The 26648-nt window shown below is 66.4% G+C and carries 15 protein-coding genes and 8 pseudogenes; 17 read left to right on the forward strand and 6 right to left on the reverse strand.

Features of this window, described 5'->3' with window-relative positions:
- Window positions 1-277, forward strand: a pseudogene (locus OWR21_RS07550) (HAD family hydrolase); the annotation flags it as partial.
- The gene (locus OWR21_RS07555) at window positions 274-1467 is read left to right on the forward strand and encodes an amidohydrolase (RefSeq protein WP_332394910.1); all 1194 of its coding nucleotides are present in this window, start codon (window positions 274-276) and stop codon (window positions 1465-1467) included. The pseudogene OWR21_RS07550 and the gene OWR21_RS07555, both read left to right, overlap by 4 nt.
- 38 nt (window positions 1468-1505) lie before the next feature.
- On the opposite strand, the pseudogene OWR21_RS07560 reads toward OWR21_RS07555, so the two are convergent.
- The 6 genes and pseudogenes from OWR21_RS07560 to OWR21_RS07585 all read right to left on the reverse strand — a co-directional run bounded on the left by OWR21_RS07560 (window position 1506) and on the right by OWR21_RS07585 (window position 7595).
- A pseudogene (locus OWR21_RS07560) lies at window positions 1506-2819 on the reverse strand (NAD(P)/FAD-dependent oxidoreductase).
- 20 nt (window positions 2820-2839) lie between these two features.
- Window positions 2840-3559 carry a cupin domain-containing protein gene (locus OWR21_RS07565; RefSeq protein ID WP_332394911.1) on the reverse strand — a complete coding sequence of 240 codons (720 nt, stop codon included), beginning with the start codon at window positions 3557-3559 and terminating at the stop codon, window positions 2840-2842.
- A gap of 49 nt (window positions 3560-3608) precedes the next feature.
- Window positions 3609-4101, reverse strand: a pseudogene (locus OWR21_RS07570) (Lrp/AsnC family transcriptional regulator).
- A gap of 89 nt (window positions 4102-4190) precedes the next feature.
- A pseudogene (locus OWR21_RS07575) lies at window positions 4191-5590 on the reverse strand (aspartate aminotransferase family protein).
- 156 nt (window positions 5591-5746) lie between these two features.
- Window positions 5747-6679 (reverse strand): 2-hydroxyacid dehydrogenase, encoded by a 933-nt coding sequence (locus OWR21_RS07580; RefSeq protein ID WP_332394912.1) that lies wholly within the window; start codon window positions 6677-6679, stop codon window positions 5747-5749.
- A 28-nt stretch (window positions 6680-6707) separates the two neighbouring features.
- Window positions 6708-7595, reverse strand: coding sequence for a GNAT family N-acetyltransferase (locus OWR21_RS07585; protein WP_332394913.1), 888 nt, complete (start codon window positions 7593-7595; stop codon window positions 6708-6710).
- 193 nt (window positions 7596-7788) lie between these two features.
- Between OWR21_RS07585 and OWR21_RS07590 the strand changes: the two genes are divergently transcribed.
- The 15 genes and pseudogenes from OWR21_RS07590 to OWR21_RS07660 all read left to right on the forward strand — a co-directional run bounded on the left by OWR21_RS07590 (window position 7789) and on the right by OWR21_RS07660 (window position 26592).
- A complete protein-coding gene (locus tag OWR21_RS07590) occupies window positions 7789-9318 on the forward strand; it encodes an aldehyde dehydrogenase family protein (RefSeq protein WP_442968609.1) in 1530 nt (509 codons plus the stop codon).
- A gap of 204 nt (window positions 9319-9522) precedes the next feature.
- Window positions 9523-10188, forward strand: a complete 666-nt coding sequence (locus OWR21_RS07595) for a haloacid dehalogenase type II (RefSeq protein WP_316874521.1) — start codon at window positions 9523-9525, stop codon at window positions 10186-10188.
- Window positions 10189-10221: 33 nt separating this feature from the next.
- Window positions 10222-11511 (forward strand): NAD(P)/FAD-dependent oxidoreductase, encoded by a 1290-nt coding sequence (locus tag OWR21_RS07600; protein ID WP_332394915.1) that lies wholly within the window; start codon window positions 10222-10224, stop codon window positions 11509-11511.
- A gap of 82 nt (window positions 11512-11593) precedes the next feature.
- Complete coding sequence (locus OWR21_RS07605) at window positions 11594-13213, forward strand: ABC transporter substrate-binding protein (protein ID WP_332394916.1); 1620 nt, start codon at window positions 11594-11596, stop codon at window positions 13211-13213.
- A 45-nt stretch (window positions 13214-13258) separates the two neighbouring features.
- Window positions 13259-14215: an ABC transporter permease gene (locus tag OWR21_RS07610; RefSeq protein ID WP_027679997.1), complete on the forward strand. Its 957-nt coding sequence runs from the start codon at window positions 13259-13261 to the stop codon at window positions 14213-14215.
- Window positions 14216-14243: 28 nt separating this feature from the next.
- Window positions 14244-15158 carry an ABC transporter permease gene (locus OWR21_RS07615; protein WP_147215510.1) on the forward strand — a complete coding sequence of 305 codons (915 nt, stop codon included), beginning with the start codon at window positions 14244-14246 and terminating at the stop codon, window positions 15156-15158.
- A gap of 2 nt (window positions 15159-15160) precedes the next feature.
- The gene (locus OWR21_RS07620) at window positions 15161-16798 is read left to right on the forward strand and encodes an ABC transporter ATP-binding protein (protein WP_316900982.1); all 1638 of its coding nucleotides are present in this window, start codon (window positions 15161-15163) and stop codon (window positions 16796-16798) included.
- Window positions 16799-16817: 19 nt separating this feature from the next.
- Window positions 16818-17906, forward strand: a complete 1089-nt coding sequence (locus tag OWR21_RS07625; protein ID WP_332394917.1) for a tartrate dehydrogenase — start codon at window positions 16818-16820, stop codon at window positions 17904-17906.
- Window positions 17907-17933: 27 nt separating this feature from the next.
- Window positions 17934-19395: pseudogene (locus OWR21_RS07630) on the forward strand (NAD-dependent succinate-semialdehyde dehydrogenase).
- 70 nt (window positions 19396-19465) lie between these two features.
- Window positions 19466-19867, forward strand: a complete 402-nt coding sequence (locus OWR21_RS07635) for a winged helix-turn-helix transcriptional regulator (RefSeq protein WP_316874513.1) — start codon at window positions 19466-19468, stop codon at window positions 19865-19867.
- A 64-nt stretch (window positions 19868-19931) separates the two neighbouring features.
- Window positions 19932-20459, forward strand: coding sequence for a hypothetical protein (locus OWR21_RS07640; protein WP_332394918.1), 528 nt, complete (start codon window positions 19932-19934; stop codon window positions 20457-20459).
- 108 nt (window positions 20460-20567) lie between these two features.
- Window positions 20568-21913, forward strand: a pseudogene (locus OWR21_RS07645) (TolC family protein).
- Window positions 21910-23128: pseudogene (locus OWR21_RS07650) on the forward strand (efflux RND transporter periplasmic adaptor subunit). Before OWR21_RS07645 ends, OWR21_RS07650 begins: the two co-directional pseudogenes overlap by 4 nt.
- A pseudogene (locus OWR21_RS07655) lies at window positions 23125-26272 on the forward strand (efflux RND transporter permease subunit). The pseudogenes OWR21_RS07650 and OWR21_RS07655 overlap by 4 nt, the downstream one beginning before the upstream one ends.
- On the forward strand, window positions 26269-26592 hold the full coding sequence (locus tag OWR21_RS07660) for a P-II family nitrogen regulator (protein WP_147215307.1): 324 nt from the start codon (window positions 26269-26271) through the stop codon (window positions 26590-26592). The pseudogene OWR21_RS07655 and the gene OWR21_RS07660 overlap by 4 nt, the downstream one beginning before the upstream one ends.
- The last annotated feature ends 56 nt before the right edge of the window (window positions 26593-26648 follow it).

A 26648-nucleotide genomic window follows, 5' to 3' on the forward strand; every position in this document is an offset into this window, starting at 1 on the left:
TGCCCTGTGCGAAAAGCCCGATGCGCAGTATTTCGCCTATGCGCGCGGCCGCTATGAAGGCGCCTGGGGCTTCAGGCAGGCCGACAACCTGCACGTGGCGCAGAGCCAGTACCACGACATCGGCATCTCGAAACGCCTGGGCATCACCACCTGCTGGATCGAGCGCCGGCACGGCATGAAAGACTCGGGCGGCACCATCGAATCCGAGCACACCGTGCCGGATTACCACTTCCATACGCTCGCGCAGCTGGCCGACGCGGTCGAGGCTGGAGAGTGAAGCGCGACGACATTGCCGGGCCGGTCGCCGATCTTCTGCCGGACCTCGTGGCCCTGCGCCGCGATCTGCATGCGAATCCGGAACTCGCCTACGAAGAACACCGTACGGCAGGCATCGTCGCGCAGTCGCTGCGGGTGTTGGGGCTAGAGGTAGAGGAAGGCATCGGCGGCACCGGCGTGGTCGGCACGCTGCGCGGCGGCCACGGCAAACGCAGCGTTGCGCTGCGCGCCGACATGGACGCGCTGCCGATGGTGGAGCTGGGCCGGCCAGCGCACGCGAGCCGCATGCAGGGCAAGCACCACGGCTGCGGGCATGACGGGCACACCAGCATGCTGATCGGCGCTGCCCGCCAGCTTGTGCGAACGGGCGTGGACGGCACGGTCCACTTCATCTTCCAGCCCGCCGAAGAGGGCCAGGCCGGCGCGCGCCGGATGATCGAAGACGGCCTGTTCGAGCGATTTCCGTGCGACAGCGTCTATGCGCTGCACAACTGGCCGGATTTGCCGCTCGGACACGCGCAGACGCGGCCCGGCCCGATCATGGCAGCGGCAGACCGGTTCGACATCACCGTGCGCGGCCGTGGCGGGCATGCAGCCCAGCCTCACCACACGCCGGATGCCATCCTCGCGGCCAGCCAGCTGGTGGCGCAACTGCACACCATCGTCTCCCGCCGGATCGATCCAAACGAATCGGCGGTGTTGTCCGTCACGCGCATCGAAGGTGGGCATAGCCACAACGTGCTGCCGGCCGAGGTGCGCATCACCGGCACCGTACGCAGCTTCGATGCGGTATCGCAGGATCGCATCGAGGCGGCGCTGCGGGACACGGCCAACGGCATCGCGCTGGGCAGCGGCACGCAGGTGGAGGTGGATTACCGCCGCTATTACCCGGCGACCATCAACACGCGGCCCGAAGCGCTGCTCGCGTTGGATGCGGCGCAGGCGATCGGCCTGGAGGCCGCAGAGGCGCCACGCGCTGCCTTCACCTCTGAAGACTTTGCTTTCATGCTGCAGCGCAAGCCCGGCGCCTATCTCTGGCTCGGCCAAGGGCGCGCCGATGCCGGCCCCGATGGCGAATACCCGCTGCACCACCCGTGTTACGACTTCAACGACGACGCGTTGCCGTTGGGCGTGCGCTGGTTTTGCGAAGTTGCCCGCCGCGCGTTGGCCGCCGCTCCATCTGCTTCTTGAACTGCGACCATGCGCGTCGCCCTCCCGATATTGCAGCCTTAGAAATCTGCGACCTTGCCCCAGGCCGAGTGCTTGAAGCGCGCCGGGTCGGGGCAGGGTCGAAGATCGGCTTTTCGCCGGTCACCAGATCCGCGATCAGATGGCCGGCACCGGGGCCGATACCGAAGCCGTGGCCCGAGAAGCCCGCGGCCAAAATGAACCCAGGAATCTCCGGCACCTCGCCGATACCGGGCACGCCGTCCGGGGTGTTGTCGACGAAACCGGCCCAGGCGTTGGCGACGCCTGCTTGGCCCAGCACCGGCAGCAGTTCAACAGCGCGGTTGTAGGTTTGTCGACGGCCGCTGCATCGGGCCGCGGGTCGAGGATGCGCATGCGCTCCATGGGCGTGGGGGCATCGAGCCGCCACCGCGCGAGTGTTTCGTGGCCGGCGCGAATGCCTTCCAGGCCGCCCGGGAACACATTGCGCCAGCGCTTCGCGAACATCGGCAGAAACTGCGGCGCGAAGCGCAGCAGCTGCGCGGTCGGGTCCACGCGTCCGCGTCCGCTGATGGCCAGGTTGTAGCTGCCATCGCTGCGGCGGGTGATGGATACGCGTGCAGTGTGCAGAGCGTCAGGCACCGGCTCGGTCACCCCGTCACACGCACGATGGACTGGCGAACGGTCGCCTGCGGAAAACGGATGCCCAATTGGCGGCAGAACGACGATGCCCACGCGCCGCCTGCAAACACCACAGTGCGGGTCTTGATGGTTCCGGCTTCCGTGACGACGCCGCTCACGCGGCCGATCTCGTCGCCGCGTGCAGCGCAGTTCTGGTGCACGGTGCCGCCGCGCTTCATGAGCGCAGCGGCCACTGCTGGCGCCGCCTTGGCAGGGTCGGCCGTGCCGTCGCTCGGTGAGAACACGCCACCCTTCCACGCGCGACCAGTGAGCCGCCCCCGCTCGGACGCTTCTTGGCTGCTCAGCATGTGCGTGGTCACGCCAGCCGTCTTCGCGAAATCGCGCCACTTCGTCCAGCGGGCAAGTTCTTCTTCGTCGTTGCTGAGATAGAGCAGGCCGCAGCGGCGGAAACCCGTGTCTTCGCCCGTGTCGGCGGCAAACTGCTCCCACAGTTCGAGGCTCTTTGTGGCCATCGGCAGCTCGCGCGCATCGCGGTTCTGCTGCCGGCACCAGCCCCAATTGCGGCTCGACTGTTCGGCCCCGATGCGGCCCTTTTCGACCACGGCTACCGACACGCCGCGCCTGGCGAGGTAATAGGCAGCAAAGACACCGATGATGCCGCCGCCGATCACGACGACGTCGGCCTGCGCTGGAAGGGAAGAGGCGCTCTCGATGAGGCGCAACGGTTGAGACATGACTCGCTTTCCTCGTTCGTTCAGGCCTGGGCGTTTTGCACCACGTAGAACTTGGCGACGCGCTCCGTGCTCAGCCATCCGATGGCGGCGCCCTGCGGCACGAAGATGGCATCGCCGGCACTCACGGACAGCACGCTGCCATCCGGGCCAGCGAATTGCACACCGCCATCGAGCACGTACATGAACTCGTTGACCGGATGCGCGCGAACGATGCGGTGATACGGCGTCGAGTCCCAGGTGCCGGCGCGGTATTGCGTTGGCTCGTCGGTGAAGACGTTATCGCTGCGGCACTGCGGAACCGGCCCGAGCAGCACCTCCGGAGCGGGGCCGCCCGACGGTTTGAAGTCCGCATCGGCGTGCAGCGGGATGAGCGCCGGCGTGGTCGGTGTGTTGATGACAGCAGCGCAGAACACGAATCGAACGCCCGTGGCAGCCTCGATGCGCACGGCCGTGCCGGATGCGATGACCGCGCCCGCGCCCGGGCCGATCACGTGCGGTGCCGAGCCCGGCGCCGTGAGCGTCAACTCGCCCTCCACGACGGCGAGCGTCTCGGTATGGGGAAAGCTCGCGACATCCCGTTCGCCGACAAAGCTGGCCCGGCCGGCGCGCATCGCGTTGGGCCCTTCCCAGGCAATCTCCCGTTCTTGCGCGAAGGGGTCGTCGGGGCTCAGCGCGGCAGGCCGGAACGCGGTTGAGATTGGGGCGCCGTCGGCGCGATGCAGCATCAGGGCGGTTGTCATGCAGGGTTGGTCCTCACCGCATCCAGCAGTGGACTCGGTTTCGAGGGCGTCAGCGTTGGTTGGGAAAGAGCCGTTCGATCGGACAGTGCGTTTTGATGAACGGCGATTTGATGACGATGTAGCTGAAATATTTGGCAATGCCGATGTTGCGCTCCAGCAGCTCTTCAATCACCTCCTGGTAGTGATTGACGCCGCGCGTGATGAAGCGCAGCAGGTAGTCGTAGCCGCCGGAGAGCAGGTGGCATTCGAGCACCTCGTCCACCTCGCGGATGGCCGCTTCAAAGCGCACGAAGGTTTCGCGGTGGTGGTCCGACAGCGTGACTTCGGTGAAGACGGTCAGCGTGTCGCCCAACTTTTCCAGGCGGATGCGCGCCGTAGCCGGAGATGTAGCCGGCTTGCTCCAGGCGCTTGACGCGGATCAGGCACGGGCTGGGCGACAGGCCCACGGCATCGGCCAGGTCCACGTTCGTCATGCGCCCGTTCTTCTGCAGTTGGGCGAGGATGCGCAGGTCCAGACGATCGATCTTGAGAGCTTCGGTCATGGCAGGGGCGAAGGCGTGGAGATAGATCCGATCTGCGGCAGCCGGTGTCTTTTGTGTCAGCTTGTTGGGGCCTGTTGCTACCGGTTGCATCAGGCAAGCGCCGCACGCACGGCCGGCATGGCCAGCACGTCGTCGAGCGTCTTTTTCAGTCGCGCGAAGAGTTGTGCGAACTCGTCTTCGGTGTAGGTCAGTGCGGGGGCGAAGCCGAGGATGTTGTCGCCAAACGCCCGGAACACGAGGCCGTTGCCATAGGCAGCCGAGGCAATCAATTCGGCAGGCCAAGTGCGGCATCGAAGCCGCGCTTGGTGGCCTTGTCGCTCACAAGTTCGAGTGCGCCCAGCAGGCCGCGGTGGCGCGAGTCGCCCACCAGCGGGTGCGCAAGCAGCCCGTCGAGCCCGGCCGCAAAACTGGCCGCGCCGCGCTGGCCGTTGGCGAGGATGCCGCCTTCTTCGTACAGACGCAGCACTTCGAGCGCCACCGCCGCGCTCACGGGGTGCGCCGAGTATGTGGCGCCGTGGCCGATCGGCACACCGGCGGGCGCACCGTCGGCAATGCCGGCGTAGAGCTGGTCGGAAATCAGCGTCGCGCCCATCGGCACGTAGCCTGCCGTGAGGCCCTTGGCCATCGTCATGATGTCGGGGTCGACGCCTTCGGCATCGCAGGCAAACATCGGGCCGGTGCGGCCAAAACCGGTGATGACTTCATCCACGACGAACAGGATGCCGAGTTCGCGCGTGGCGTCGCGCATGGCTTTGAGCCAGCCCTTGGGCGGGACGATCACGCCGCCGGAGCCCTGGATGGGCTCGCAGAAGAACGCGGCGACGTTGTCCGCGCCCAACGCCGCCACCTTGGCGCGCAATGCTGCCACCGAAGCGTCGATGATGCCTTGCGCATCCGCCGGGTTGGCCGCGCGGTATGGGTTGGGCGAGGGGATGTAATGCTGCGTCGGCAGCGGCAGATCGAAGCCGCGATGGAACGCCGGCAGCGCCGTCAGCCCCGCACCCGTGGACGACGAGCCGTGATACCCGCGCTCCAGCGAAATGAAATGCTTCTTCGTCGGCTTGCCGATGGCATTGAAGTACTGGACGATGAAACGCACCGCTGCATCCACCGCCTCCGACCCACCCAGCGTGAGATAGACGTGATTGAGCGAGCGCGGCGTGATCTGCACGAGCTTGTCGGCCAAGCGGATGGCGGGCTCGCTGCTGAAGTGAAAGTAGCCGGTGGCGTAGGGCAGGCGGCGCATCTGCTCGGCGGCGGCCTGCACCACGCTCTCCTGGCCGTAGCCGACGTTGACGCACCAGAGGCCCGCAAAGGCGTCGAGCAGTTCGTTGCCATGCGCGTCAGTCAGCCACGCACCGCGTCCGGATGTCAGCACGGTCGGCCCGCGTTGCTCGTGGGTGCGCCAGGCCGCGACCGGGTGAATCAGGTGCGCGCGGTCGATGGCGTCAAGCGAGGCAAGTTGGGGCAGATCGGTGAGCTGGGTCATGGCAGAGTCCGTTCGTGCAGTGAAGGCAATCAATGGACTCAAGAGTAGGCTGTGCGGCCTGAGGCTTGGTGCTGCTTTGCGCGGGAAGAACGCAGCGTGCTGCTGTTGTTCGGCGCGCAGCAGCAGATCGTGCGGCGCGCCGTTTGATGCATGGTTTCAGTAGCCGCGCGAGCGGTCCACCAGCCCGACCATGGGTTCACCGGCGGTGAAGCGGCGCAGGTTGTCGATGACCACCGCTGCTGCGGAAAGCGGCTGCGTCATGCTGGCAATGTGCGGTGTGATGTGGACGCGCGGATGGCGCCACAACGCATGGCCCGCAGGCAGCGGCTCCGGGTCGGTCACGTCGAGCATGGCTTCGCTGAGCTGCCCACTGTCGAGCGCTGCAAGCAGGTCGTCGTTCACCAGCTGCGGGCCGCGGCCCACGTGCACCAGCGCGGCGCCTTGCGGCAACTGCGCAAACAATGCTGCGTTGAGCACGCCGCGCGTGGCATCGGTCAACGGCATCAGGCAGACCAGGATGTCGGTGCGCGCCAGGAAGGCTGCCTGTTCGTCTTGCCCGGCAAAGCACTGCACGCCGTTGATGGCATGGCGCGATCGGCTCCAGCCCGCGCAGTCGAAACCGAAATCCTGCAACTGCGCCAGCACGGCCTGCCCGAGCGAGCCGAGTCCCAGCACGCCAATGCGGCGTTCGTTGGCCGGCCGCACCGGCAGCGGCCGCCATTGCTCGGCCTGCTGCTGGCGGCGGTAGGCAGGAATATCGCGGTGCAGGCTCAGCACGGCATGCGTGACGTACTCCACCATGCCGCGCACGATGCCGGGCTCGACCATGCGCACCACGGGCAGCGTGGGCGGCAGCGCTGCAAAGTTGAATTGATCGACCCCGGCGCCTGAAGAGAACAGCACCTCCAGGTGCGGAAACTGTGTCGCGATATCGGCAGGCGGCTCCCAGGCTGCAAGAAAGCGCACCCGCAGCGGATCGCCGATGTCGGGCCAGATGCGGAAGTCGATGTCGGGCGCGTGCTGGCGGAACACCTCGGCCCATTGCCGGCCGCGGACGGGGTCGGACTTGTAGAGGAAAGTGGTCGTCACGATACGGTGTTGGCGCGGTGTTCGAGGTTCAGCCCATCGCCTGCGTCACGATGGCAAACAGCGTAGGCCCGCCGGGCGGCGTGGTCAGCGGCGCGCCGCGCACCATGGTGGTGGGGGCGTCCACGCGCAGCAGGCCGATGCTCTCCAGCCACTCGGCCAGGCCGCTGTCGAAATCGATGTCGATGCGGGTGAAGTGGCCGGCGTTGATGCCCGCCAGATGCGCGATCAGCGCCTTGGCGCTCTCGGCGTCCGGGGCGACCACGGGGCCGATGACGTGGCCGCGCCCGAATCGGCGCAGCATCGCGAAGCCGCGTGCCTCGCCGTCGTCATCCAGCACGACGCAGGCGTCTGCGCTGGCGAGCAGATCGTCGATCAGTGCATCGCGCGGCATGCCGCGTGCCTGGGCGTCGAGCCGGCGCAAGTCCTCAGCCTCATTGAGCCCGGCGGGGCGCAATCGCCAGCCTGTGGGCAGGGCGATCAGCGGCGTGGGTTGCGCAATGCCCTGGTGCTGGCGGATCTCGCCGGTGCGCACGAAGCCCAGTCGCTCATAGAGGCCGCGTCCTTCTGCGGTGGCATGCAGCAGCACGGTGTGGTTGTCCAGGCCATCGAGCAGCGCGCTCATCAGGCGATGGCCGATGCGCCTGCCCTGGCAGGCGGGCGTCACGATCACCAGCCCGATGGTGGCGTGGCGCGGGCCCCAGCGCCAACGTTGCGCGGTGGCGATGATCTGGCCGTCGCGCTCGGCGACGATGCCCTCGGCGTGCGCAAAACTCTGCGCCCAGTCGGCCGGGCGGTGCGGCCAGCGCTGCTCTTCTGACAGGGCGTGCGTCTGGGCCAGATCGTCGGCGGTCATGGGGCGCAGCACCACGCCGTCGTCGGCGGGCAGGTTCTGGGCGGGTACGGACGAGGAAGACATGGGAGGTTCCTTCCGGCGAAGGATGAAGGTGGCACCGGCACTCATCTTGGACGACATCGCCGCCGGGAGCCAGATCGAATTCGGGTTTGCCCGCAATTTGCAAGCATCGTCTGCGCAGTGGTGGGTTTCGCAATTCGATGCGGTCGCGCGCCCGGTTACGAAACCAAATGCCGAGCCTTCCTGCCTAGCATCAATGACCTCATTTCGATATGGGTGCCGGGCTTCGGCGCCCCCCAATTTCGTGGCCAAATTCGACCCCCAGACCATCCGCGTATCCGCCGGCCATTTCATCGGCGGCAGGCTTGTACCCGATACGGGCCGCATCACGGTGCGGCGACCGTCCGACAACGCCGTGCATGCGGAATTGCCGCTGGCGGACGCTTCCATCGTCGACGCCGCCGTGCAGGACGCCTGGCAGGCCTGGCGCACGACGGACTGGGCGCGCCGCGCCCCGCGTGACCGGGCGCGCGTGCTGCGCCGCTGGGCCGACCTGATCGACGCCGACGTGGCCAACATGGCGCCGCTCGAAGCCGTGTGTTCCACGCGCCCGCTGCGCGACGCTGCTGCCTGGGACGTGCCATTCACCGCCGAAGGCCTGCGCTTCTTTGCCGAATATGCCGACAAGCTTGGCGGCGACGTGGCGGCCACGCGGCACGACAACCTCGGCATGGTGGTGGCCGAGCCGTATGGCGTGGTGGGCGCGATCACGCCGTGGAACTTCCCGCTGGTGATGGTCTCGTGGAAAGTTGGTGCGGCGCTGGCTGCCGGCAACGCGGTCGTGCTCAAGCCTTCCGAATTGACGCCGTATTCCGCCATCCGCCTGGCTGAGCTGGCCATCGAAGCGGGCGTGCCGCCGGGTCTCTTCAACGTGGTGCAGGGCGACGGCCGCACCACGGGCGACGCACTGACGCGGCATCCGTTGATTTCCAAGATGACCTTTACCGGCTCGACACGCACCGGCGCCGCCATCATGGCGACCTGCGCCTCGCATGGCCCGAAGCCTGTCACGCTGGAGCTGGGCGGCAAGAGCCCGCAGCTTGTCTTTGCTGACGCGCCGGATATCGACCGGCTGGCGGGGATTATCGCGGGCGCCATCACAGGCAACGCGGGGCAGGTGTGCGTGGCCGGCTCGCGCCTGATCGTGCAACGGCAGATTGCCCAGGCATTGATCGAGCGCATCACCGCACGCTTTGCCGCGTTGCGGCCCGGCGCCACCTGGGACGACACCGCCACGCTGCCGCCGATCATTTCGGAGGCGCAGGCGGGGCGCATTCTCGACATCGTGGAGCGGTCGCGCGACGCCGGTGCGCAAGTCCGCTGCGGCGGCGGCCTGTTTGGCGATGGCCCCGGCGGGGCGTATTTCCAACCCACGGTGCTCGAAGGCGTACGCGCAGACAACCCTGCGGTGCAGGAAGAAATCTTCGGCCCGGTGCTGACGGTGCAGACCTTCGATGACGAAGAGGAAGGCCTGGCGCTCGCCGCGCACGAACATTACGGTCTGGCCGCCGGCGTGCACACCGCAGACATCGGACGCGCGCTGCGCGCCATGCGCGGCATTGCGGCGGGCACGGTCTGGATCAACCGCTATGGGCGCAGCGCGGATTTCGTCATCCCCACCGGCGGCTATCACCAATCGGGCATCGGCAAGGATCTGGGCCGGCAAGCGGTGGAGGCCAACCTGCGCTTCAAAAGTGTGCTGATCGATTTTGCTGCGACGCACTAGCGTGCCTTGGCGGTGCGCGGGGCACGCCAGCGGTGCAGACCGCATGGCATGCCGCGAGTGCCATCCGAAACAGCAGCTTTCTCATGTGAGACCGCGCATTTCCCTACAACCGTTACGACGCTGCGTGCTTCAATGATTTCGTCATAACCGTGCTGCAAAGACTGCATAACAGCAGCCGCCTTCAGGACCTGAGGACCTCAAACCATGACCTTCCGCCCCAAGTACATCACCTTTGACTGCTATGGCACGCTCACGCGCTTTCGCATGGGCGAGATGACGCGCGAGCTGTTTGCCGATCGCATTCCGGCCGAGCAGATGGAGCAGTTCATTGCCGACTTCACCGCCTACCGCTTCGACGAGGTGCTGGGCGACTGGAAACCGTACGAGGTGGTCCTGAAGAACGCCGTGCGCCGCCTGTGCAAGAAATGGAAGATCCAGTACTTCGACACCGACGGCCAGGCTTACTACGACGCCGTGCCGACGTGGGACCCGCATGCCGACGTGCCGGCAGGTCTGGCCAAGGTGGCCAAGGAAATCCCGCTGGTGATCCTGTCCAACGCCGACGACTCGCAGATCCAGAAGAACGTGGCGATGCTCGGTGCGCCGTTCTACCGCGTGTACACCGCGCAGCAGGCCCAGGCCTACAAGCCGCGCCTGAAGGCCTTCGAATACATGTTCGATTCCCTCGGCTGCAACCCGGAAGACGTGCTGCACGTGTCGTCCAGCCTGCGCTACGACCTGATGTCGGCCGATGACCTTGGCATCGTCAACAAGGTGTTCGTCAACCGCGGCCACGGCCCCGGCAATCCGGCGTACCGTTACACCGAGATCCAGGACATCGGCGGCCTCCCCGGTGTTGTCGGTCTCTAAGCCGCGTCTCGATCGTCGCCCCACATGACTTCCATGAAACTCGACTCCTACTGGAACGACTCGGTGCCCGCGCTGGCGCTGGACGCGCACGATCTGCCGGCGCAGGCAGACGTGGTGATCGTCGGCGGCGGTTTCACGGGGTTGTCGGCCGCGCTGGCGCTGGCCCGGCGCGGCGCCAGCGTGGTCGTGCTGGAAGCGGGCGAAAGGGTGGCGCCCGAGGCGTCGGGGCGCAATGGCGGTCATGTGAACAACGGCTTGGCCGTTGACTACGCCGACCTGGCCGCCAAGGTTGGCGTGGACCGCGCCCGCGCCTGGTATCACGCTTACGACGCCGCCGTGGATACGGTCGAGCGCATTGTGCGCGACGAGGGCATCGCCTGCGACTTCCAGCGCAACGGCAAGCTCAAGCTCGCCACCAAGCTGTATCAGATGGACGCCCTGCAACGCAGCGCGGACCGGCTGATTGCGGATGGTGTGGATCGGGATGTCGAGATACTCGATGCTGCCCGCGTGCGCGCGGAGGTGCAGAGCGAGCGCTTCCAAGGCGGCTTGCTCTACAAGCGCAGCGGCCAGATGCACATGGGCCGTTTCGCGCAGGGCTTGGCCATGGCGGCTCAACGCCAGGGCGCCCAGATTCATACGCGCACCTGCGTGCAACGCGTCGAGCGTGTGCAGGGACAAGTGCATCGCATCCACACCACGCGCGGCACGGTGCTGGCCAAGCAGGTGCTGCTGGCGACCGGCGCGTCGCGTCATGGCGGTTACGGCACGTTCGGCTGGCTGCGTCGGCGCATCGTTCCCATCGGCAGCTTCATCGTTACCACCGAACCGCTCGGAGCGGAACGTGCGCACGCGTTGCTGGCAGCGCGCCGCACGTATGTGACGGTGGCGAATATTCACCATTACTTCCGCCTCACGCCAGACCACCGGCTGGTGTTTGGCGGCCGCGCTCGCTTTGCGGTGTCGAGCCCGCAGCAGGACGCGGTGAGCGGCGAAATCCTCCGCACCGGCCTGACGGAAACCTTCCCGCAGTTACGCGACGTGCGTCTCGATTACTGCTGGGGCGGGCTCGTCGACATGACGCAAGACCGCCTGCCGCATGCGGGGGAGCGTGACGGCCTGTTCTATTCCATGGGCTACAGCGGGCATGGCACGCAGATGTCCGTGCACATGGGCGAGCGCATGGCCGAAGTCATGGCCGGCGACGCTGCGGCCAACCCGTGGCGCGATCGCGCGTGGAGCGCCATCCCCGGTCACTTTGGCCCACCGTGGTTCTTGCCGGCGGTGGGCATGTACTACCGGCTCAAGGACCGATTTGCCTAAGCTGTGCCGCAAGCGCCGTCTTCCGCAGTTCCGCACGATCACAACGCATTTCATTCAGACCAGATCCATCAGGAGCCCCACCATGAGCGACAGCCATAACGAGTTCGAGAACCTTGTCGGTCCCGCCGAAAGCCAGCGCGTGATGGCGTCGCTCAAGCGGGGTGCCTCGCGACGCGATGTGTTGAAGATGCTGATGGCCGGCGGCATGCAGGCCACCTTGGCTGGCAGCCTGGCGGGCACGGCCGTCAGCGTCTATGCACAGACGCCGCGCCGTGGCGGGCGCATTCGCGTGGCGGCGGCCACCGCAGCAGCGACCGATACGCTCGACCCGGCCAAGCAGTCGAACCAGAACGACTACGTGCGCTGCAACATGGTCTACAACGGCCTGTTTGTGCTGGACGGCAGCCTGACGCCGCGCCCCGCGCTGGCTGAGTCGTACCACACGGCCGATGCCAAGACCTGGGTGCTGACGTTGCGCAAGGGCGTGACGTTCCACGATGGCAAGGCCCTGTCCCCGGCAGATGTGGTGTATTCCGTCATGCGCCACAAGGATCCGGCCACTGCGTCAAAGGCCAAGGTGCTGGCCGACCAGATCGAGAGCGTCAAGGCGACCGGCCCGAACGAGGTGACGGTGGTGCTGACCGCGCCGAATGCCGACTTGCCGGTGATCCTGGGCACCTTCCACTTCCATATCGTCAAGGACGGAACGACCGATTTCAACGGCGGCATCGGCACCGGCCCGTACAAGATCAAGGAATTCAAGCCTGGCGTGCGTACCGTCGTCGTGCGCAACGATGGCTACTGGAAACCGGGCAAGCCGTATCTGGACGAGATCGAGTTCGTCGGCATCGGCGACGAAAGCGCGCGCGTCAATGCGCTGCTGTCGGGCGGGATGGACCTGGTGGCGTCCGTCAACCCGCGTGCCGTGGCACGCGTCAAGAGCACGCCCGGCTACGCGATCTTTGCGACGCAATCGGGCCAGTACTCCGACCTGATCATGCGCAAGGATACGGGCCCGGGCGCGAACCCCGATTTCGTGATGGCGATGAAGTACCTGTTCGACCGCGAACAAATGAAGAAGACCATCGCGCTGGACTACGCGGTGCTGGGCAACGACCAGCCGATCGATCCGACCAACCGCTTCTATTTCAAGGAGCTGCCGCAGCGCGCGTTCGATATCGACAAGGCGAAATTCCACCTGCAGAAGTCGGGCGTGACGGGCAAGATTCCCGTGGTGGCGTCGCCGGCGGCCATGTACTCCGTGGAGATCGCGCTGGTGCTGCAACAGACGGGGCAGCGCATCGGTCTGGACCTCGACATCAAGCGCATGCCGGCCGACGGTTACTGGTCCAACCATTGGCTGAACAGCCCGGTCGGCTTCGGCAACGTCAACCCGCGCCCGAGTGCTGACACCATCCTCACGCAGTTCTTCAAGTCCGATGCGGCGTGGAATGAATCGCGCTGGAAGAGCCCGAAATTCGATCAGCTGCTCACCGCCGCCCGCGCCGAAACCGACGTCGCCAAGCGCAAGCAGATGTATGCCGACATGCAGACGATGATCCATGGGGAAGCGGGCATCGGCATTCCGCTGTTCCTGGCCAGCATCGACGGGCACACGACCAAGCTCAAGGGCCTGGCGCCCATCCCGCTGGGGGGCCTGATGGGCTATTCGTTTGCCGAAAACGTCTGGCTTGATGCCTGACGGCGCGGTGGTGGCGTTCTTGCCGAAGGTGATGAAGGGGCTGTCATGAATCGAGTCATCCTTAAGCTGCTGATGCGGCGCGTGGCGCTGGCGCTGCTGTCGTTGCTGGCGGTGTCGGTCATCGTGTTCTCCATCACCGCTGTACTGCCCGGCGACGCCGCGCAAGAGCAGTTGGGGCAGGACGCCACGCCCGAAGCCCTGGCCGCCCTGCGCGCACAGATGGGCCTGAACGTGCCGGCGCCGCAACGCTATGCGCACTGGCTTGCCGGCATTGCGCGCGGTGACCTCGGGCAGTCGACCACCACGCAGATGCCGGTGGCCGAACTCGTGGCAAGCCGCTTGCCGAATTCGCTCCTGCTGGCGGCGGTGACGGCGCTGTTCTCGGTGCCGATTGCGCTCAGCCTTGGTGTTGCCTCTGCTGTCTGGCGCGGCTCATGGTTCGACCGGGTGGCCTCCACCGCCTCCGTGGCCGTGGTGTCGGTGCCGGAGTTTCTGGTGGCAACGCTCGCTGTGCTGGTGTTTGCCGTCAAGCTGCGCTGGCTGCCCGCGCTGTCGTACGTCAACGACATCGAATCGCTCGGCCAGATGCTGCAGGCCTTTGCCATGCCGGTGCTCAGCCTGTGCTGCGTGATCGTCGCGCAGATGATGCGGATGAGCCGGGCTGCCGTCATCGACCAGCTCGAGGCACCGTACATCGAAATGGTGCGCCTGAAAGGCGCCTCGCCGATGCGCGTGGTGCTTGCGCATGCCTTGCCCAATGCCGTGGGGCCGATCGCCAATGCGGTGGCGCTGTCGCTGTCGTACCTGCTGGGCGGTGTGATCATCATCGAGACGATCTTCAACTACCCCGGGATCGCCAAGCTGATGGTGGATGGCGTATCGCAGCGTGACATGCCGCTCGTGCAGGCCTGCGCCATGATTTTCTGCGCGGGCTACCTGCTGCTCGTGACCGCGGCCGATGTGCTGGGCATTGTCGCCAACCCGCGTCTGCGCCACCGTTGATGCTGATCCTATGAACAAGAGCCTGACGATGGAAACCACGCCAACTTCTCCCACGTTGCCGGCCGGCACGCCACCCGCGCCACCGGCACCGCGCCACCCCATACGGCGCCTGCTGAGCAGCTTCGGTGTCACGGGCCTCATCGGCCTGGCTGTGCTGGTTTTCTGGCTGCTCGCGGCGCTGGTCGGCCCTGCGCTGCTGCCCGCGCACCTGATCACCAGTGGTGACGGCAACGGCGATGTCTTCGGGCCCATGAGCGCGGCCCACTGGTTCGGCACCGATTATCTGGGCCGCGACATGTTCGTCCGCGTGGTGGAAGGTGCGCGCTACACGGTGGGCGTAGCGCTTGTTGCCACCGTACTGGCCAGCGGCACGGGCACGGTGCTGGCGCTGTTTGCCGCGGCCATGGGCGGGCTCGTCGACGCCACGTTGAGCCGCGTGCTCGATACGCTCACCGCCATCCCGAGCAAGATGTTCGCGCTGCTGATGGTGGCGGGCTTCGGTTCTTCGGTGACGATGCTCGTGCTGACTGCAGCGATCATCTACGTGCCGGGGGCGTATCGCATCGCACGCTCGCTGGCGGTCAACATCAACGCGCTCGACTACGTGACCGTGGCGCGCACGCGCGGCGAGGGCACGCTGTACATCATGCTGCGCGAGATTCTGCCGAACATCCTCGGGCCCATGCTGGCCGATCTGGGGCTGCGCTTTGTGTACGTCGTGCTGCTGTTGGCAAGCCTGAGCTTCCTGGGCCTCGGCATTCAGCCACCGTCGGCCGACTGGGGCTCGCTGGTGCGCGAGAACATCGGTGCGCTGCCGGATGCGGGCGCCTCCGTCATCGTGCCGGCGCTGGCCATTGCAAGCCTGACGATCGCCGTCAACATCGTCATCGATAACCTGCCGGGCCGGGGTCGTTCCGGGGCCCGCGAACGCGGAGGGCGTTGAACATGGGTGCGTCCGTCGTCGTAGAAGGCCTGCGCATTACCGCAGGCGAACAGACCCTCGTAGACAACCTCAGCTTTGCCATCCAACCCGGCGAAGTGCTGGCGCTGATCGGCGAGTCGGGTTCCGGCAAGACCACCACCGCGCTCGCACTGATGGGCTATGCGCGGCGCGGCTGCGAGATCGCATCGGGCAGCGTCCGCATTGGCGAAATCGATGTGCTGCACCTGCCGCCCGCAGAGCAACGCGCGTTGCGCGGACGCACCGTGGCGTACATCGCGCAGAGTGCAGCCGCGTCGTTCAACCCGTCGCGCACGATCCTGGACCAGGTGGTGGAGCCTGCGCGCATTCACGGCACGATGTCGCGCGCGCAAGCAGAGGCCAAGGCCGTCGAACTGTTCCGCGAACTGGCGCTGCCCAATCCCGAAACCATTGGCGAGCGGTATCCGCACCAGGTGTCGGGCGGGCAGCTGCAGCGGCTCATGGCCGCCATGGCGCTCATCATCGACCCGGATCTGGTGATCCTGGACGAGCCCACCACCGCGCTGGACGTGACCACGCAGATCGAAGTGCTGCGTGCGTTCCGCCGCGTGGTGCGCGAGCGCCGCGCCACCGCCGTCTACGTGAGCCACGACCTGGCCGTGGTGGCGCAGATGGCCGATCACATCCTGGTGCTGCGCGGCGGCCAGATGCAGGAGATCAACCCCACCGCGCACATTCTCGCCACGCCGGATCACGACTACACCAAGAGCCTGCTGGCCGCGGCACGGCCAAAGGCGCGCCCGGCAGAGCACTGCCTGGGCGAGGGCGAATTGCTGCTCGATGTGCAGGGGTTGGGTGCCGGCTACGGGGCGGTGGACGCCAAGGGCCAGCCCGCCACGCGCATCCTCGACGACATCAGCTTCAAGCTCTATCGCGGGCAGGCCATTGGCGTGATCGGTGAATCGGGCTCGGGCAAGACCACGCTGGCGCGTGCCATTGCGGGGTTGATTGCGCCGTGCGAGGGCAGCATGACGTTCCGCGGGAAGGCGCTCGAACCCTTGCTGGCAAAACGGTCACACGACGCGTTGCGCCGCATCCAGATCGTCTTCCAGATGGCCGACACGGCGCTCAACCCGTCGCACACCATCGAGCGCATTCTGGCGCGGCCGCTGCAGTTCTATAAGGGGCTGAAGGGCGAAGCGTTGCAGCGGCGGATTCGCGAGCTGCTGGATCTTGTCCGCCTGCCGCACAGCGTGGCCCAACGGCTGCCGGGCGGTCTCTCGGGCGGACAGAAGCAGCGCGTGAACCTGGCGCGTGCCCTGGCCGCCGAGCCGGATCTGATCCTGTGCGACGAAGTGACTTCCGCGCTCGACACGGTGGTAGGCGCAGCGGTGCTCAACCTCATGGCCGACCTGCGGCGCGATCTGGGCGTGTCGTACCTCTTCATCAGCCACGATCTGCATACGGTGCGGGCGGTGTGCGACGAGATTGTCGTCATGCAGCACGGCCGCAAGCTCACGCAGGTGGCGCGTGCCGATTTCGATCGCGGCCCCCACCATCCGTACTACGAACAACTTGCCAACTCGGTGCCTGAATTGCGTCAGGGCTGGCTTGACGAGCGGGACCGCACGGTGACCCATGCCGCGGCGGTCTCCATCTAACAGAGAAAAAAGGAACGACATGATTCCCGCATTTCGCATCGCGATCATTCCAGGAGACGGCATCGGCAAGGAGGTCATGCCCGAAGGCCTGCGCGTCATCCAGGCGGCGGCCGAGCGCTTTGGCTTCGAGCTTGAGTGCCACACCATCGATTGGGCCAGCTGCGACTACTACCAGCAGCATGGCCAGATGATGCCCGACGACTGGAAGGCGCAGCTCAAGGGCATGGACGCGATTTTCTTTGGCGCGGTCGGCTGGCCAGCCACGGTGCCCGATCACGTCTCGCTGTGGGGCTCGCTGCTCAAATTCCGCCGCGAGTTCGATCAATACATCAACCTTCGCCCCGTGCGTTTGTTTGAGGGCGTGCCGTGCCCGCTCGCCAACCGCAAGCCCGGCGACATCGATTACTACGTCGTGCGCGAGAACACCGAGGGCGAATACACATCGCTCGGCGGCATCATGTATGAAGGCACCGATCGCGAAATCGTCATCCAGGAATCGGTCTACTCGCGCAAGGGTGCAGAGCGGCTGCTCAAGTTCGCGTTTGACCTTGCACAAAGCCGCCCGCGCAAGCACGTGACGCTCGCCACCAAGAGCAACGGCATCGCCATCAGCATGCCGTGGTGGGACAAGCGCGCCGAGGAAGTCGCGCAACACTATCCCGACGTCACGCTCGACAAGCAGCACATCGACATCCTGACCGCGCGCTTCGTGCTGCAGCCGGGCCGCTTCGACGTGGTGGCCGCCACCAATCTGTTCGGCGACATCCTGTCCGATCTCGGCCCTGCGACGACCGGAACGATCGGCCTGGCGCCTTCGGCCAACCTGAACCCCGATCGCACGTTCCTGTCGCTGTTTGAGCCGGTGCACGGCTCGGCGCCGGACATCTACGGCAAGAACATCGCTAACCCGATTGCGATGATCTGGTCGGGCGCGTTGATGCTGGATTTCCTGACGCAAGGGCAGGGCGCGGGGCGTGCGGCGCACGACGCCATCGTCGCGGCCATCGAAGCCGTGCTCAAAGATGGCCCGCGCACGCCGGATCTGGGCGGCACTGCCAACACCACGCAGGTGGGCGAGGCGATTGCCGCGCACGTTGCAGGTGCCTGAATTTCATTTGCTGTGGAACAGAACACCATGTCTCTCTCACTCAATCGTGCGGACCTGATCCGCAGCGCAAACTACATTTCCGGCGAATGGCTGAGCGCAGCCGGCCCGCTGCTTGACGTGACAGACCCCGCCACCGGCAACCTCATCACGCGCGTGCCTGATTCCGGTGCGGACGAGGCACGCGCCGCGCTGGACGCCGCGCATGCCGCCTTCCCGACGTGGCGCAAGGTGCCCGCCAAACAGCGCGCGCAGATCATCAAACGCTGGAACGATCTCGTGCTGGCGCATCAGGACGACCTTGGCAAGCTGATCTCGCTCGAGCAGGGCAAGCCGCTGGCCGAAGGCAAGGGCGAGGTGGCCTACGCCGCGAGCTACATCGAATGGTTTGGCGAACAAGCCACGCGCATGAACGGCGAGGTCATACCCGCGCCCGTGCCGGGCCGGCGCATGTTTGCGCTGAAGGAGCCGGTGGGCGTGGTGGCGGCCATCACGCCGTGGAACTTCCCGGCGGCGATGATCGCGCGCAAGATCGCACCGGCGCTCGCGGTGGGCTGCACCGTTGTCTGCAAGCCCGCCGAAGACACGCCGCTGACATCGCTCGCCCTCGTGCGCCTGGCACAGGAAGCCGGCGTGCCGCCAGGCGTGCTGAATATCGTGACCGCCTCGCGCGAGCGGACGCCGGAGGTGGTGGACGTTTGGCTGGACGATGGCCGCGTGCGCAAGATCACGTTCACGGGCTCGACGCCGGTCGGTGGCGCGCCGCAGCGCCGACACGCTGAAGAAGCTGTCGCTCGAACTCGGCGGCAATGCCCCGTTTGTCGTGTTCGACGATGCGGACATCGACGCCGCCGTCGATGGCTTCATGGCAGCGAAGTTCCGCAACGGCGGGCAGACCTGCGTGAGCCCGAACCGCGTGTTCGTGCACGACGCGGTGCACGATGCGTTTGCCGCCAAGTTGGCCGCACGCGTGGCTGCACTCAAGGTCGGGCCGGCCACCGACCCGGCTTCGCAGATCGGCCCGATGATCAACGCGCGTGCGGTTGAGAAGATCGACCGGCACGTGCAGGACGCCGTCGCCAAGGGCGCCAAGGTTTTGACGGGTGGTGCACGCCTGACCCAGCTCGGCGCCAACTACTACGCACCCACCGTGCTGATCGACGCCGATGCCACCATGGCTTGCGCCTGCGAAGAAACCTTCGGCCCCGTCGCGCCGCTCACGCGCTTCACCACCGAAGACGAGGTGGTTGCCGCTGCCAACGACACGCCGTTTGGGCTGGCTGCCTACTTTTACAGCCAGAACGTGCGTCGCATCTGGCGCGTGGCCGAAGCGCTGGAGACCGGCATTGTCGGCATCAATGAAGGTGCGCTGGCCGCCGAGGCTGCACCGTTTGGCGGCGTGAAGGAATCCGGCTACGGCCGGGAAGGCTCCGTTCACGGGCTGGACGACTATCTCCACACCAAGTACGTCTGCCAGGGCCAGCTCGACTGACGGGGCGCGTTGCAGGGCGGCACGATTGGCGGTACGGTCACGCGTATCCCAATCGTGTTCCGGAGGCCCCATGGCCGACAACCTGGCTCCGTCTGCATCTTCAACGCCGCAAAGTCCCGCTGAAGGCGCCGTCGGCGCCTGCCCCTCCACGCGGGCACTCGAACTGGTGGCCGGCAAATGGGCGCTGCGCATCTTCCCGGCGCTGGAAAACGGCCCCGTGCGCAACAACGAACTGCTGCGGCGCGTGGGCGACGGCATCTCGCAAAAAATGCTCACGCAGACGCTGCGCGAGCTGGAAGCCAACGGCCTCATCCTGCGCACCATTTACGACAGCGTGCCGCCGCACGTCGAATACCGTCTCAGCCCGCTCGGTGAATCGCTCAACCGCACGCTCGTCGGCTTGGACGACTGGGTGCGCGCGCATTGGCCCGAAATGGAACGGATTCGGAAAAATCAGGTCGATTCCGATTGACATTCGCGCGATCTGCCGGACGCTTTGTGCAGATGCAGCATTTTTCCGATAGTATTCGGGGCCCATGTTTGTGACGAATCTTTCCTCCGCCTTGCCGACGTTGTCTCGCGCCACCGCGCGGGGCGTGCTGTCGCGCGTGCGCGGCGTGCGGTGGATCGTCACGATCTGGTGCCTGTTGTTTACGGTGTCGGTGTTCTCGGCCACGCATTTTCCCGATGGCCAGGCTGCGGACGACGCGCTGGAAGCCATCGAAGCTGTGGTCGACGACATGCCCGGCGATGCCCTGCCCGTTGCCAAGCCCAGCAAGGGTTTTGAGCGCGCCATCAAGATCGCGCTCGGCAAGGCGGTCAAGCAGCCCGGCCAGTGCTTCGGCGTCGAACATTGGGTTGCGCACGCTCCCGATGCGCCTGATGCGCCCACGACCAGCGCCGCCGCCCCCGATCACCCCAGCGACGCGCCGGAACTCTGGCTGCCGCCGCCTCCCATGGTGTTGACGCCCGGCCTGCGTGTCGCGCGCGTCCGTGTGTCCCTTCCTCCGTTCCAGGCTGGCCCCACGCCGGCCCCCATGCTGCGTCCGCCCGCACGCGCCTGATCTCCGGCATTTGCCGGAAACCATCCCCTTGAGTTGCTAGTGCTCCGCCAACCGGCCCGTTGACCGGCTGGGCGTTCGCGCCTGCCTTCTTTTTCAGGATGATTTCGGATGTTGTCCAATCAGGATGCGGCCACCCCGCGCCCCGCAGCAGGCGCGCGCGTGTCGCGGCGTGCTGTTCTTTCCGCTGTGCTGACCGCGATGGCCGTCCATGCCAATGCAGCGCCGCCGGTGCCCTCACCGCGTGGTGCCCAGACCGCCACCGCCCGCGCCGACGAGGTGCTCCCGCAGCCGCGCTACACCTTGCAGCAGTTGCTGGAACTGGCCCGCGCCAACCACCCGGCGCTCGCCGCTTCACAGGCGCAGGTGCAGGCGGCGCAGGCGGGCATCACCACCGCGCGCGCGTGGCCCAACCCCGAGGTGGAAGCCATGGCCGGCCGCCAGCGTGCTCGCATGCCGGGTGCGGCGGAAGGCCGCACCAATAGCGTGTCGATCACGCAAAAGCTCGATTGCCGTGGCAGCGCGCCGCCCGTACGCAGGCAGCCGATGCCGCGTACGAAGCGTCGCAGGCGACCGCCCGGTCGCAGGCACGCGATGTGGAAGCCGACCTCAAGCTGCGCTTTTACGACGTGGTGCGCCGCGAGGCCGAGCAGCGCAACGCGCGCGAAGACGTGACGCTGGTCGAGCAGATCCGCCGTGGCGTGGCCGTGCGCGTGGAAACCGGCGAGGCCCCGCGCTACGAACTCATTCGTGGCGACGCGGAACTGCTCAACGCGCAGCGCAACGAGCAGGCCGCCGCACTGCGTGTGCAGCAGGCGCTGGCTGAACTGCGCCGTGCCGTGGGCGCCGATCTGCCGCTCACGTTCGACGTCGATGCCGGTGCGGAGACGCCGTCCGTCGCGCATCTGCCGCCGCTGGCGGATCTGGTCAATACGGTGCTCGCCACGCATCCGGAGCTGGAAGCCGATCGCGCCGCCGTGCGCGAGGCCGAAGCGCGTCTCGCGCACGAGCGCAGCCAGCGTTGGCCGTCGCTGGCGTTGCGCGGGTCGGTCGACCGCCAGCCCGATCTGCAGGACAGCCGCGTGGGCCTGGTGATGTCGATTCCGCTGTTCGACCGCCGCGATGGTCCCGTCGGTGAAGCCGTGGCCGCCCGCGAACGCGCCCGCGCCCTGTTGCGCGACCGCGAGTTGCGCACGCGCCAGGCAGTGGAATCGGCGTATCGGCAATACGAGATTGCGGAGTCGCAAGTCAGTGCGCTCGAATCTGGCGTCATCAAGCAGGCCGAATCGGCGCTGCGCGTGGCCGAAGCCGCATACCGCCACGGCGAGCGCGGGATTCTCGACTACCTCGATGCCCAGCGCGTCTTCCGCCAGGCACGCAATGACTTGATTGCCGCACGCGCAGACCTGCGCACCGCCGCCGTTGAACTCGACCGCCTGCGCCCGGAGGCCCCATGAAACGCCCCAGCCATCGCGTTGCCTCCCGAACTCTCGAATCCAGCCAGACCATGACCGTACCTTCTTCTTCTCTTCTTCGATCCGGCTGGCCGGCGTTGCCCTGGCGGCGATGCTGTTGCTGGGCGCCTGCGGCAAAGATGCCGCCAACGATGCCAAGGCCGCGCAACAGGCCGTCGACCCGAACCTCGTGGTTGCACAGCCCACGCTGGCGCAGCGCCTGAAAGTGGCGCCGGTGGGCAAGCAGCCGATTGCCGAGCGCCTGCGCGTGCCGGGGCAGATTGCGTTTGACGAGCAGCGCGTGGCGCGCATTGGTGCCACCGTTACGGGGCGTGTGACGGAGCTGGTCGCCACGCCGGGGCAGAGCGTCAAGGCAGGCGACATCCTCGCGCAGCTGCACAGCACCGAGCTTGGCGCCGCGCAACTCGCCTACCAGAAGGCCGCCGCGCAGCGCGACCTGCAGGCGCGCGCGCTGGAACGGGCCAAGCTGCTGCTGGCTGCCGACGTGATCGGCTCGGCCGAACTCCAGAAGCGTCAGAGCGAACTGGCGATGGCCGATGCCGAAGTGCGCGCGGCCGTCGACCAACTGCGCGTGATGGGCGTGTCGCCCGGCACGTTGGCGAAGATGCGCACGGGCGGCATGTCGTCGATCTCGCCCGTGGTGGCGAGCATCAGCGGCACGGTGGTGGAGCGCAAGGTGACACGCGGCCAGGTCGTGCAGCCGGCCGACGAGCTCTTTACCGTGGCCGATCTGTCGCGCGTGTGGGTGGTGGGTGAAGTGCCGGAAAACGCCGCTGCCGGCGTGCGCGCAGGTCAGGCCGTGGAGATTGACACAGGCGCGGGTGACCGCATTGTCGGCAAGCTGATCTGGGTGTCGGACATTGTCGACCCGCAACGCGGACGGTCACGGTGCGCACCGAAGTGGACAACGCAGAGCGCGCGCTCAAGCCGTCGATGCTGGCCACGCTGCTCATCCAGTCGCGGCCGGAAGAACGTGTGGTGGTGCCGACCTCCGCCGTGGTACGTGAAGACAACCGCGACTACGTGTTCGTGCGTGCCAGCGAGACGAACTACCGGCTCACGCCAGTCAAGCTCGGCGATGAATCGAACGGCGTGCGCCCCGTGGTTTCCGGCGTGCAGGCCGGGCAGCCCATCGTCGTCGAGGGCGGTTTCCATCTGAACAACGAGCGCAAGCGCGCCGAGATGGAGGGCGCATGATCGACGCATTGATTCGCGGCGCGCTCAAGCAACGGCTCGTGGTGGCGGTGATCGCCGCCGTGCTGCTGTTCTTCGGGTTGGATGCCGCACGCAAGCTGTCGCTCGACGCGTTTCCGGACGTGACCAACGTGCAGGTGCAGATCGCCACAGAGGCGCCGGGCCGCTCGCCGGAAGAGGTGGAGCGCTTTGTGACCGTGCCGGTGGAAATGGCGATGACCGGCCTGCCGGCGCTGACCGAGATGCGCTCGCTCAACAAGCCGGGCCTGTCGCTCATCACGCTCGTCTTTACCGACGAGACCGATGTGTACTTCGCGCGCCAGCTCGTGATGGAGCGGCTGATCGAGGTGCAGTCGCGCATGCCGACGGGCGTGACGCCGGTGCTCGGCCCCGTATCGACGGGCCTGGGCGAGGTGTATCAGTACACGCTCGACAAACCGGATGACGGCGACAAGGAGCTTTCGGTGGAGGAACTCACCCAGCGCCGCATTGCGCAGGACTGGGCGGTGCGGCCGCTGTTGCGCTCCATTCCGGGCGTGGCCGAGATCAACTCGCAGGGCGGTTACGAGAAGCAGTACCAGGTGCTCGTCAACCCGGAACGCCTGCGCCATCACAACGTGACGGTCAAGCAGGTGTTCGAGGCGCTGGCCGCCAACAACGCCAACTCCGGCGGCGGCGTGCTGCCGCACTTTGCGGAGCAGTACCTGATCCGCGGCGTGGGTTTGGTGCGCGACACCAACGACATTGGCGCCATCGTGCTCAAGGAGGTCAACGGTACGCCGCTCACGATTCGCGATGTGGCCGATGTGAAGATCGGCACGGCGGTGCGCGCGGGGGCGGTGGTCAAGAACGGCGTGACGGAATCCGTCGGCGGCGTCGTGATGATGATGCGCGGCGGGAACGCGAAGGAAGTCGTCGCCCGCATCCAGGATCGCGTGAAGGCCATCAACAATGACGGCATGCTGCCCGACGGCCTGAAGATCGTGCCGTACTACGAGCGTTCGGAGCTGGTGGATTCGGCCTTGCAGACTGTCATCAAGGTGCTGGCCGAAGGCGTGGTGCTGGTGGTGATCGTGCTGCTGCTGTTCCTCGGCGATATCCGTTCATCGCTCATCGTGGTCGGCACGCTGATCCTCACGCCGCTGTTGACGTTCATGGCGATGAACAAGCTTGGCATCTCGGCCAATCTGATGTCGTTGGGCGGGTTGGCGATCGCCATCGGCTTGATGGTCGATGGCTCGGTGGTCGTGGTGGAAAACGCCTTTGCGCACCTCGCCAAGCCGCGCGATCCGAACGAGAGCCGCGCGCGCGTGATCCTCCATGCCGTGACGGAAGTGGCGACGCCCGTGATCTTCGGCGTGGGCATCATCATCCTGGTGTTCCTGCCGCTGATGACGCTGGAGGGCATGGAAGGCAAGATGTTTGCGCCGCTGGCCTTCACGATTGCGATTGCGCTGTTCTTCTCGCTGGTGCTGTCGCTCACGCTGACGCCGGTGTTGTCGTCGTATCTGCTCAAGCCCAAGGTGCACAAGCACGTGGAAGGTGAGCACAGCGACGACCCCCACGCCGAGCACGACGCGCATGACACGTGGCTGATCCGCAAGATGAAGAAGCCGTATCTGCGCTTGCTGGAGTTGAGCCTGAACAACGGCCGCAAGACCGTCATCGTGGCCGTGGCCGTGTTTCTGGCCACCGGTGCGCTGATGCCGTTCCTGGGCACGGCGTTCATCCCCGAGATGAAGGAAGGCTCGGTGGTGCCCGGCATCAACCGCGCGCCGAACATCTCGCTGGAAGAGTCGATCCGCATGGAGATGGAAGCCATGCGCCTGGTGATGCAGGTGCCGGGCGTGAAGTCGGCCGTCTCCGGCGTGGGCCGCGGCGAGTCTCCGGCCGACCCGCAGGGCCAGAACGAATCGACGCCGATCGTCTCACCTGCCGCGCGATGAGTGGCCCAAGGGCTGGAACCAGGACGACATTGCCGAGGCGATGCGCAAGGCGCTGCAGGTGCTGCCCGGCGTGCAGATCGTCATGGCGCAGCCGATTTCCGATCGCGTGGACGAGATGGTGACCGGCGTGCGCTCCGACGTGGCCATCAAGGTGTTCGGCGACGACCTGAACACGCTGCGCGAGAAGGCCGAGGCGATTGCCAAGGTGGCCCAGGGCATCCAGGGTGCGCAGGACATGCGCGTGGAGCGGATCACCGGTCAGCAGTATCTGCAGATCGCGATCGACCGCCAGGCCATCGCGCGTCATGGGCTGAACGCGGCCGATGTGCACAACGTGATCGAGACCGCCATCGGCGGCAAGGAAGCCACGGAGATCTTCGAGGGCGAGCGCCGCTTCAGCGCGGTGGTGCGCCTGCCGGACGCATATCGCGGCAGCGTGGAGGCCATCCGCAACCTCATCGTGGCTGCCCCCAATGGCGCACAGGTGCCGATGGAAAGCATCGCCCGCATCGATGTGACCGACGGCCCCGCGCAGATCAGCCGCGAGCTGGGCAAGCGACGCGTAGTGGTGGGCGTGAACGTGCGCGACCGCGACTTGGGCGGCTTCGTGGCCGAGCTGCAGGCGGCCGTCGCGCAGAAGGTCAAGCTGCCCGAGGGCTATTACCTGGAGTGGGGCGGCCAGTTCCAGAACATGGAACGCGCCATGGGCCACCTGAAGGTGATCGTGCCGATCACGGTGGCGGCCATCTTCTTCCTGCTCTTCCTGCTGTTCAACTCCGTGCGCTATGCCACGCTGATCATCCTGGTGCTGCCGTTTGCCTCGGTGGGCGGGATCATCGGCCTGTTCGTCACGGGTGAGTACCTTTCCGTGCCGGCATCGGTCGGCTTCGTGGCGCTATGGGGCATCGCCGTGCTCAACGGCGTGGTACTGGTCAGCACGATCCGCAGTCTGCGCGAGCAAGGCATGTCGGTGGAAGAATCCGTGCGGCTGGGTGCGCGCATGCGCTTCCGTCCCGTGATGATGACGGCCACGGTGGCCATGCTGGGCCTGATCCCGTTCCTGTTTGCCACGGGGCCGGGTTCGGAAGTGCAACGGCCGCTGGCCATCGTTGTGATCGGCGGTCTGCTGACCTGCACGCTGCTGACGCTGGTGATGCTGCCCACGCTGTACAAATGGTTTGATGAGGAGTCGAAGGCATGAAGGAAATCCGCATCGTAGTGCGCCCGCAACTGCTGGAACGCATGCATGAAGCGCTGCGCAGTTGCCCAGGTTTTCCCGGCATGACGGTGGGCGAGGTGAATGCCTATCCGCCAACGGCCTCACAGAGTGGCGCGCATTCCATCAAGGAAGACCTGACGGAGTTTGTGCCGCGCGTGCGCATCGAGATCGTCGCTTCCGATGCGCTGGCCGGCGTGCTGTTCGAAAGCGCCGTCAAGGTGCTGGAGCATGGCCAGACCGGAGACAGCGCCATCTGGATGACCGAGGTGGTTCAGGCGACGTTCCTGCATCGCACCGGTTGAGCATCGTGTGATGCGCACATGAAAAACGGCGGACCATGTCCGCCGGAAATCAGGAG

This window comes from Ralstonia sp. 1B3, from assembly GCF_036631435.1.

What these genes read in the sequence shown, in the direction of transcription:
- OWR21_RS07565 (WP_332394911.1), bottom strand. Translation starts at nt 3,559, where the DNA reads ATGACAACCGCCCTGATGCTGCATCGCGCCGACGGCGCCCCAATCTCA.
- OWR21_RS07585 (WP_332394913.1), bottom strand. Translation starts at nt 7,595, where the DNA reads ATGTCTTCCTCGTCCGTACCCGCCCAGAACCTGCCCGCCGACGACGGC.
- OWR21_RS07590 (WP_442968609.1), top strand. Translation starts at nt 7,789, where the DNA reads ATGACCTCATTTCGATATGGGTGCCGGGCTTCGGCGCCCCCCAATTTC.
- OWR21_RS07595 (WP_316874521.1), top strand. Translation starts at nt 9,523, where the DNA reads ATGACCTTCCGCCCCAAGTACATCACCTTTGACTGCTATGGCACGCTC.
- OWR21_RS07600 (WP_332394915.1), top strand. Translation starts at nt 10,222, where the DNA reads ATGAAACTCGACTCCTACTGGAACGACTCGGTGCCCGCGCTGGCGCTG.
- OWR21_RS07605 (WP_332394916.1), top strand. Translation starts at nt 11,594, where the DNA reads ATGAGCGACAGCCATAACGAGTTCGAGAACCTTGTCGGTCCCGCCGAA.
- OWR21_RS07610 (WP_027679997.1), top strand. Translation starts at nt 13,259, where the DNA reads ATGAATCGAGTCATCCTTAAGCTGCTGATGCGGCGCGTGGCGCTGGCG.
- OWR21_RS07615 (WP_147215510.1), top strand. Translation starts at nt 14,244, where the DNA reads ATGGAAACCACGCCAACTTCTCCCACGTTGCCGGCCGGCACGCCACCC.
- OWR21_RS07620 (WP_316900982.1), top strand. Translation starts at nt 15,161, where the DNA reads ATGGGTGCGTCCGTCGTCGTAGAAGGCCTGCGCATTACCGCAGGCGAA.
- OWR21_RS07625 (WP_332394917.1), top strand. Translation starts at nt 16,818, where the DNA reads ATGATTCCCGCATTTCGCATCGCGATCATTCCAGGAGACGGCATCGGC.
- OWR21_RS07635 (WP_316874513.1), top strand. Translation starts at nt 19,466, where the DNA reads ATGGCCGACAACCTGGCTCCGTCTGCATCTTCAACGCCGCAAAGTCCC.
- OWR21_RS07640 (WP_332394918.1), top strand. Translation starts at nt 19,932, where the DNA reads ATGTTTGTGACGAATCTTTCCTCCGCCTTGCCGACGTTGTCTCGCGCC.
- OWR21_RS07660 (WP_147215307.1), top strand. Translation starts at nt 26,269, where the DNA reads ATGAAGGAAATCCGCATCGTAGTGCGCCCGCAACTGCTGGAACGCATG.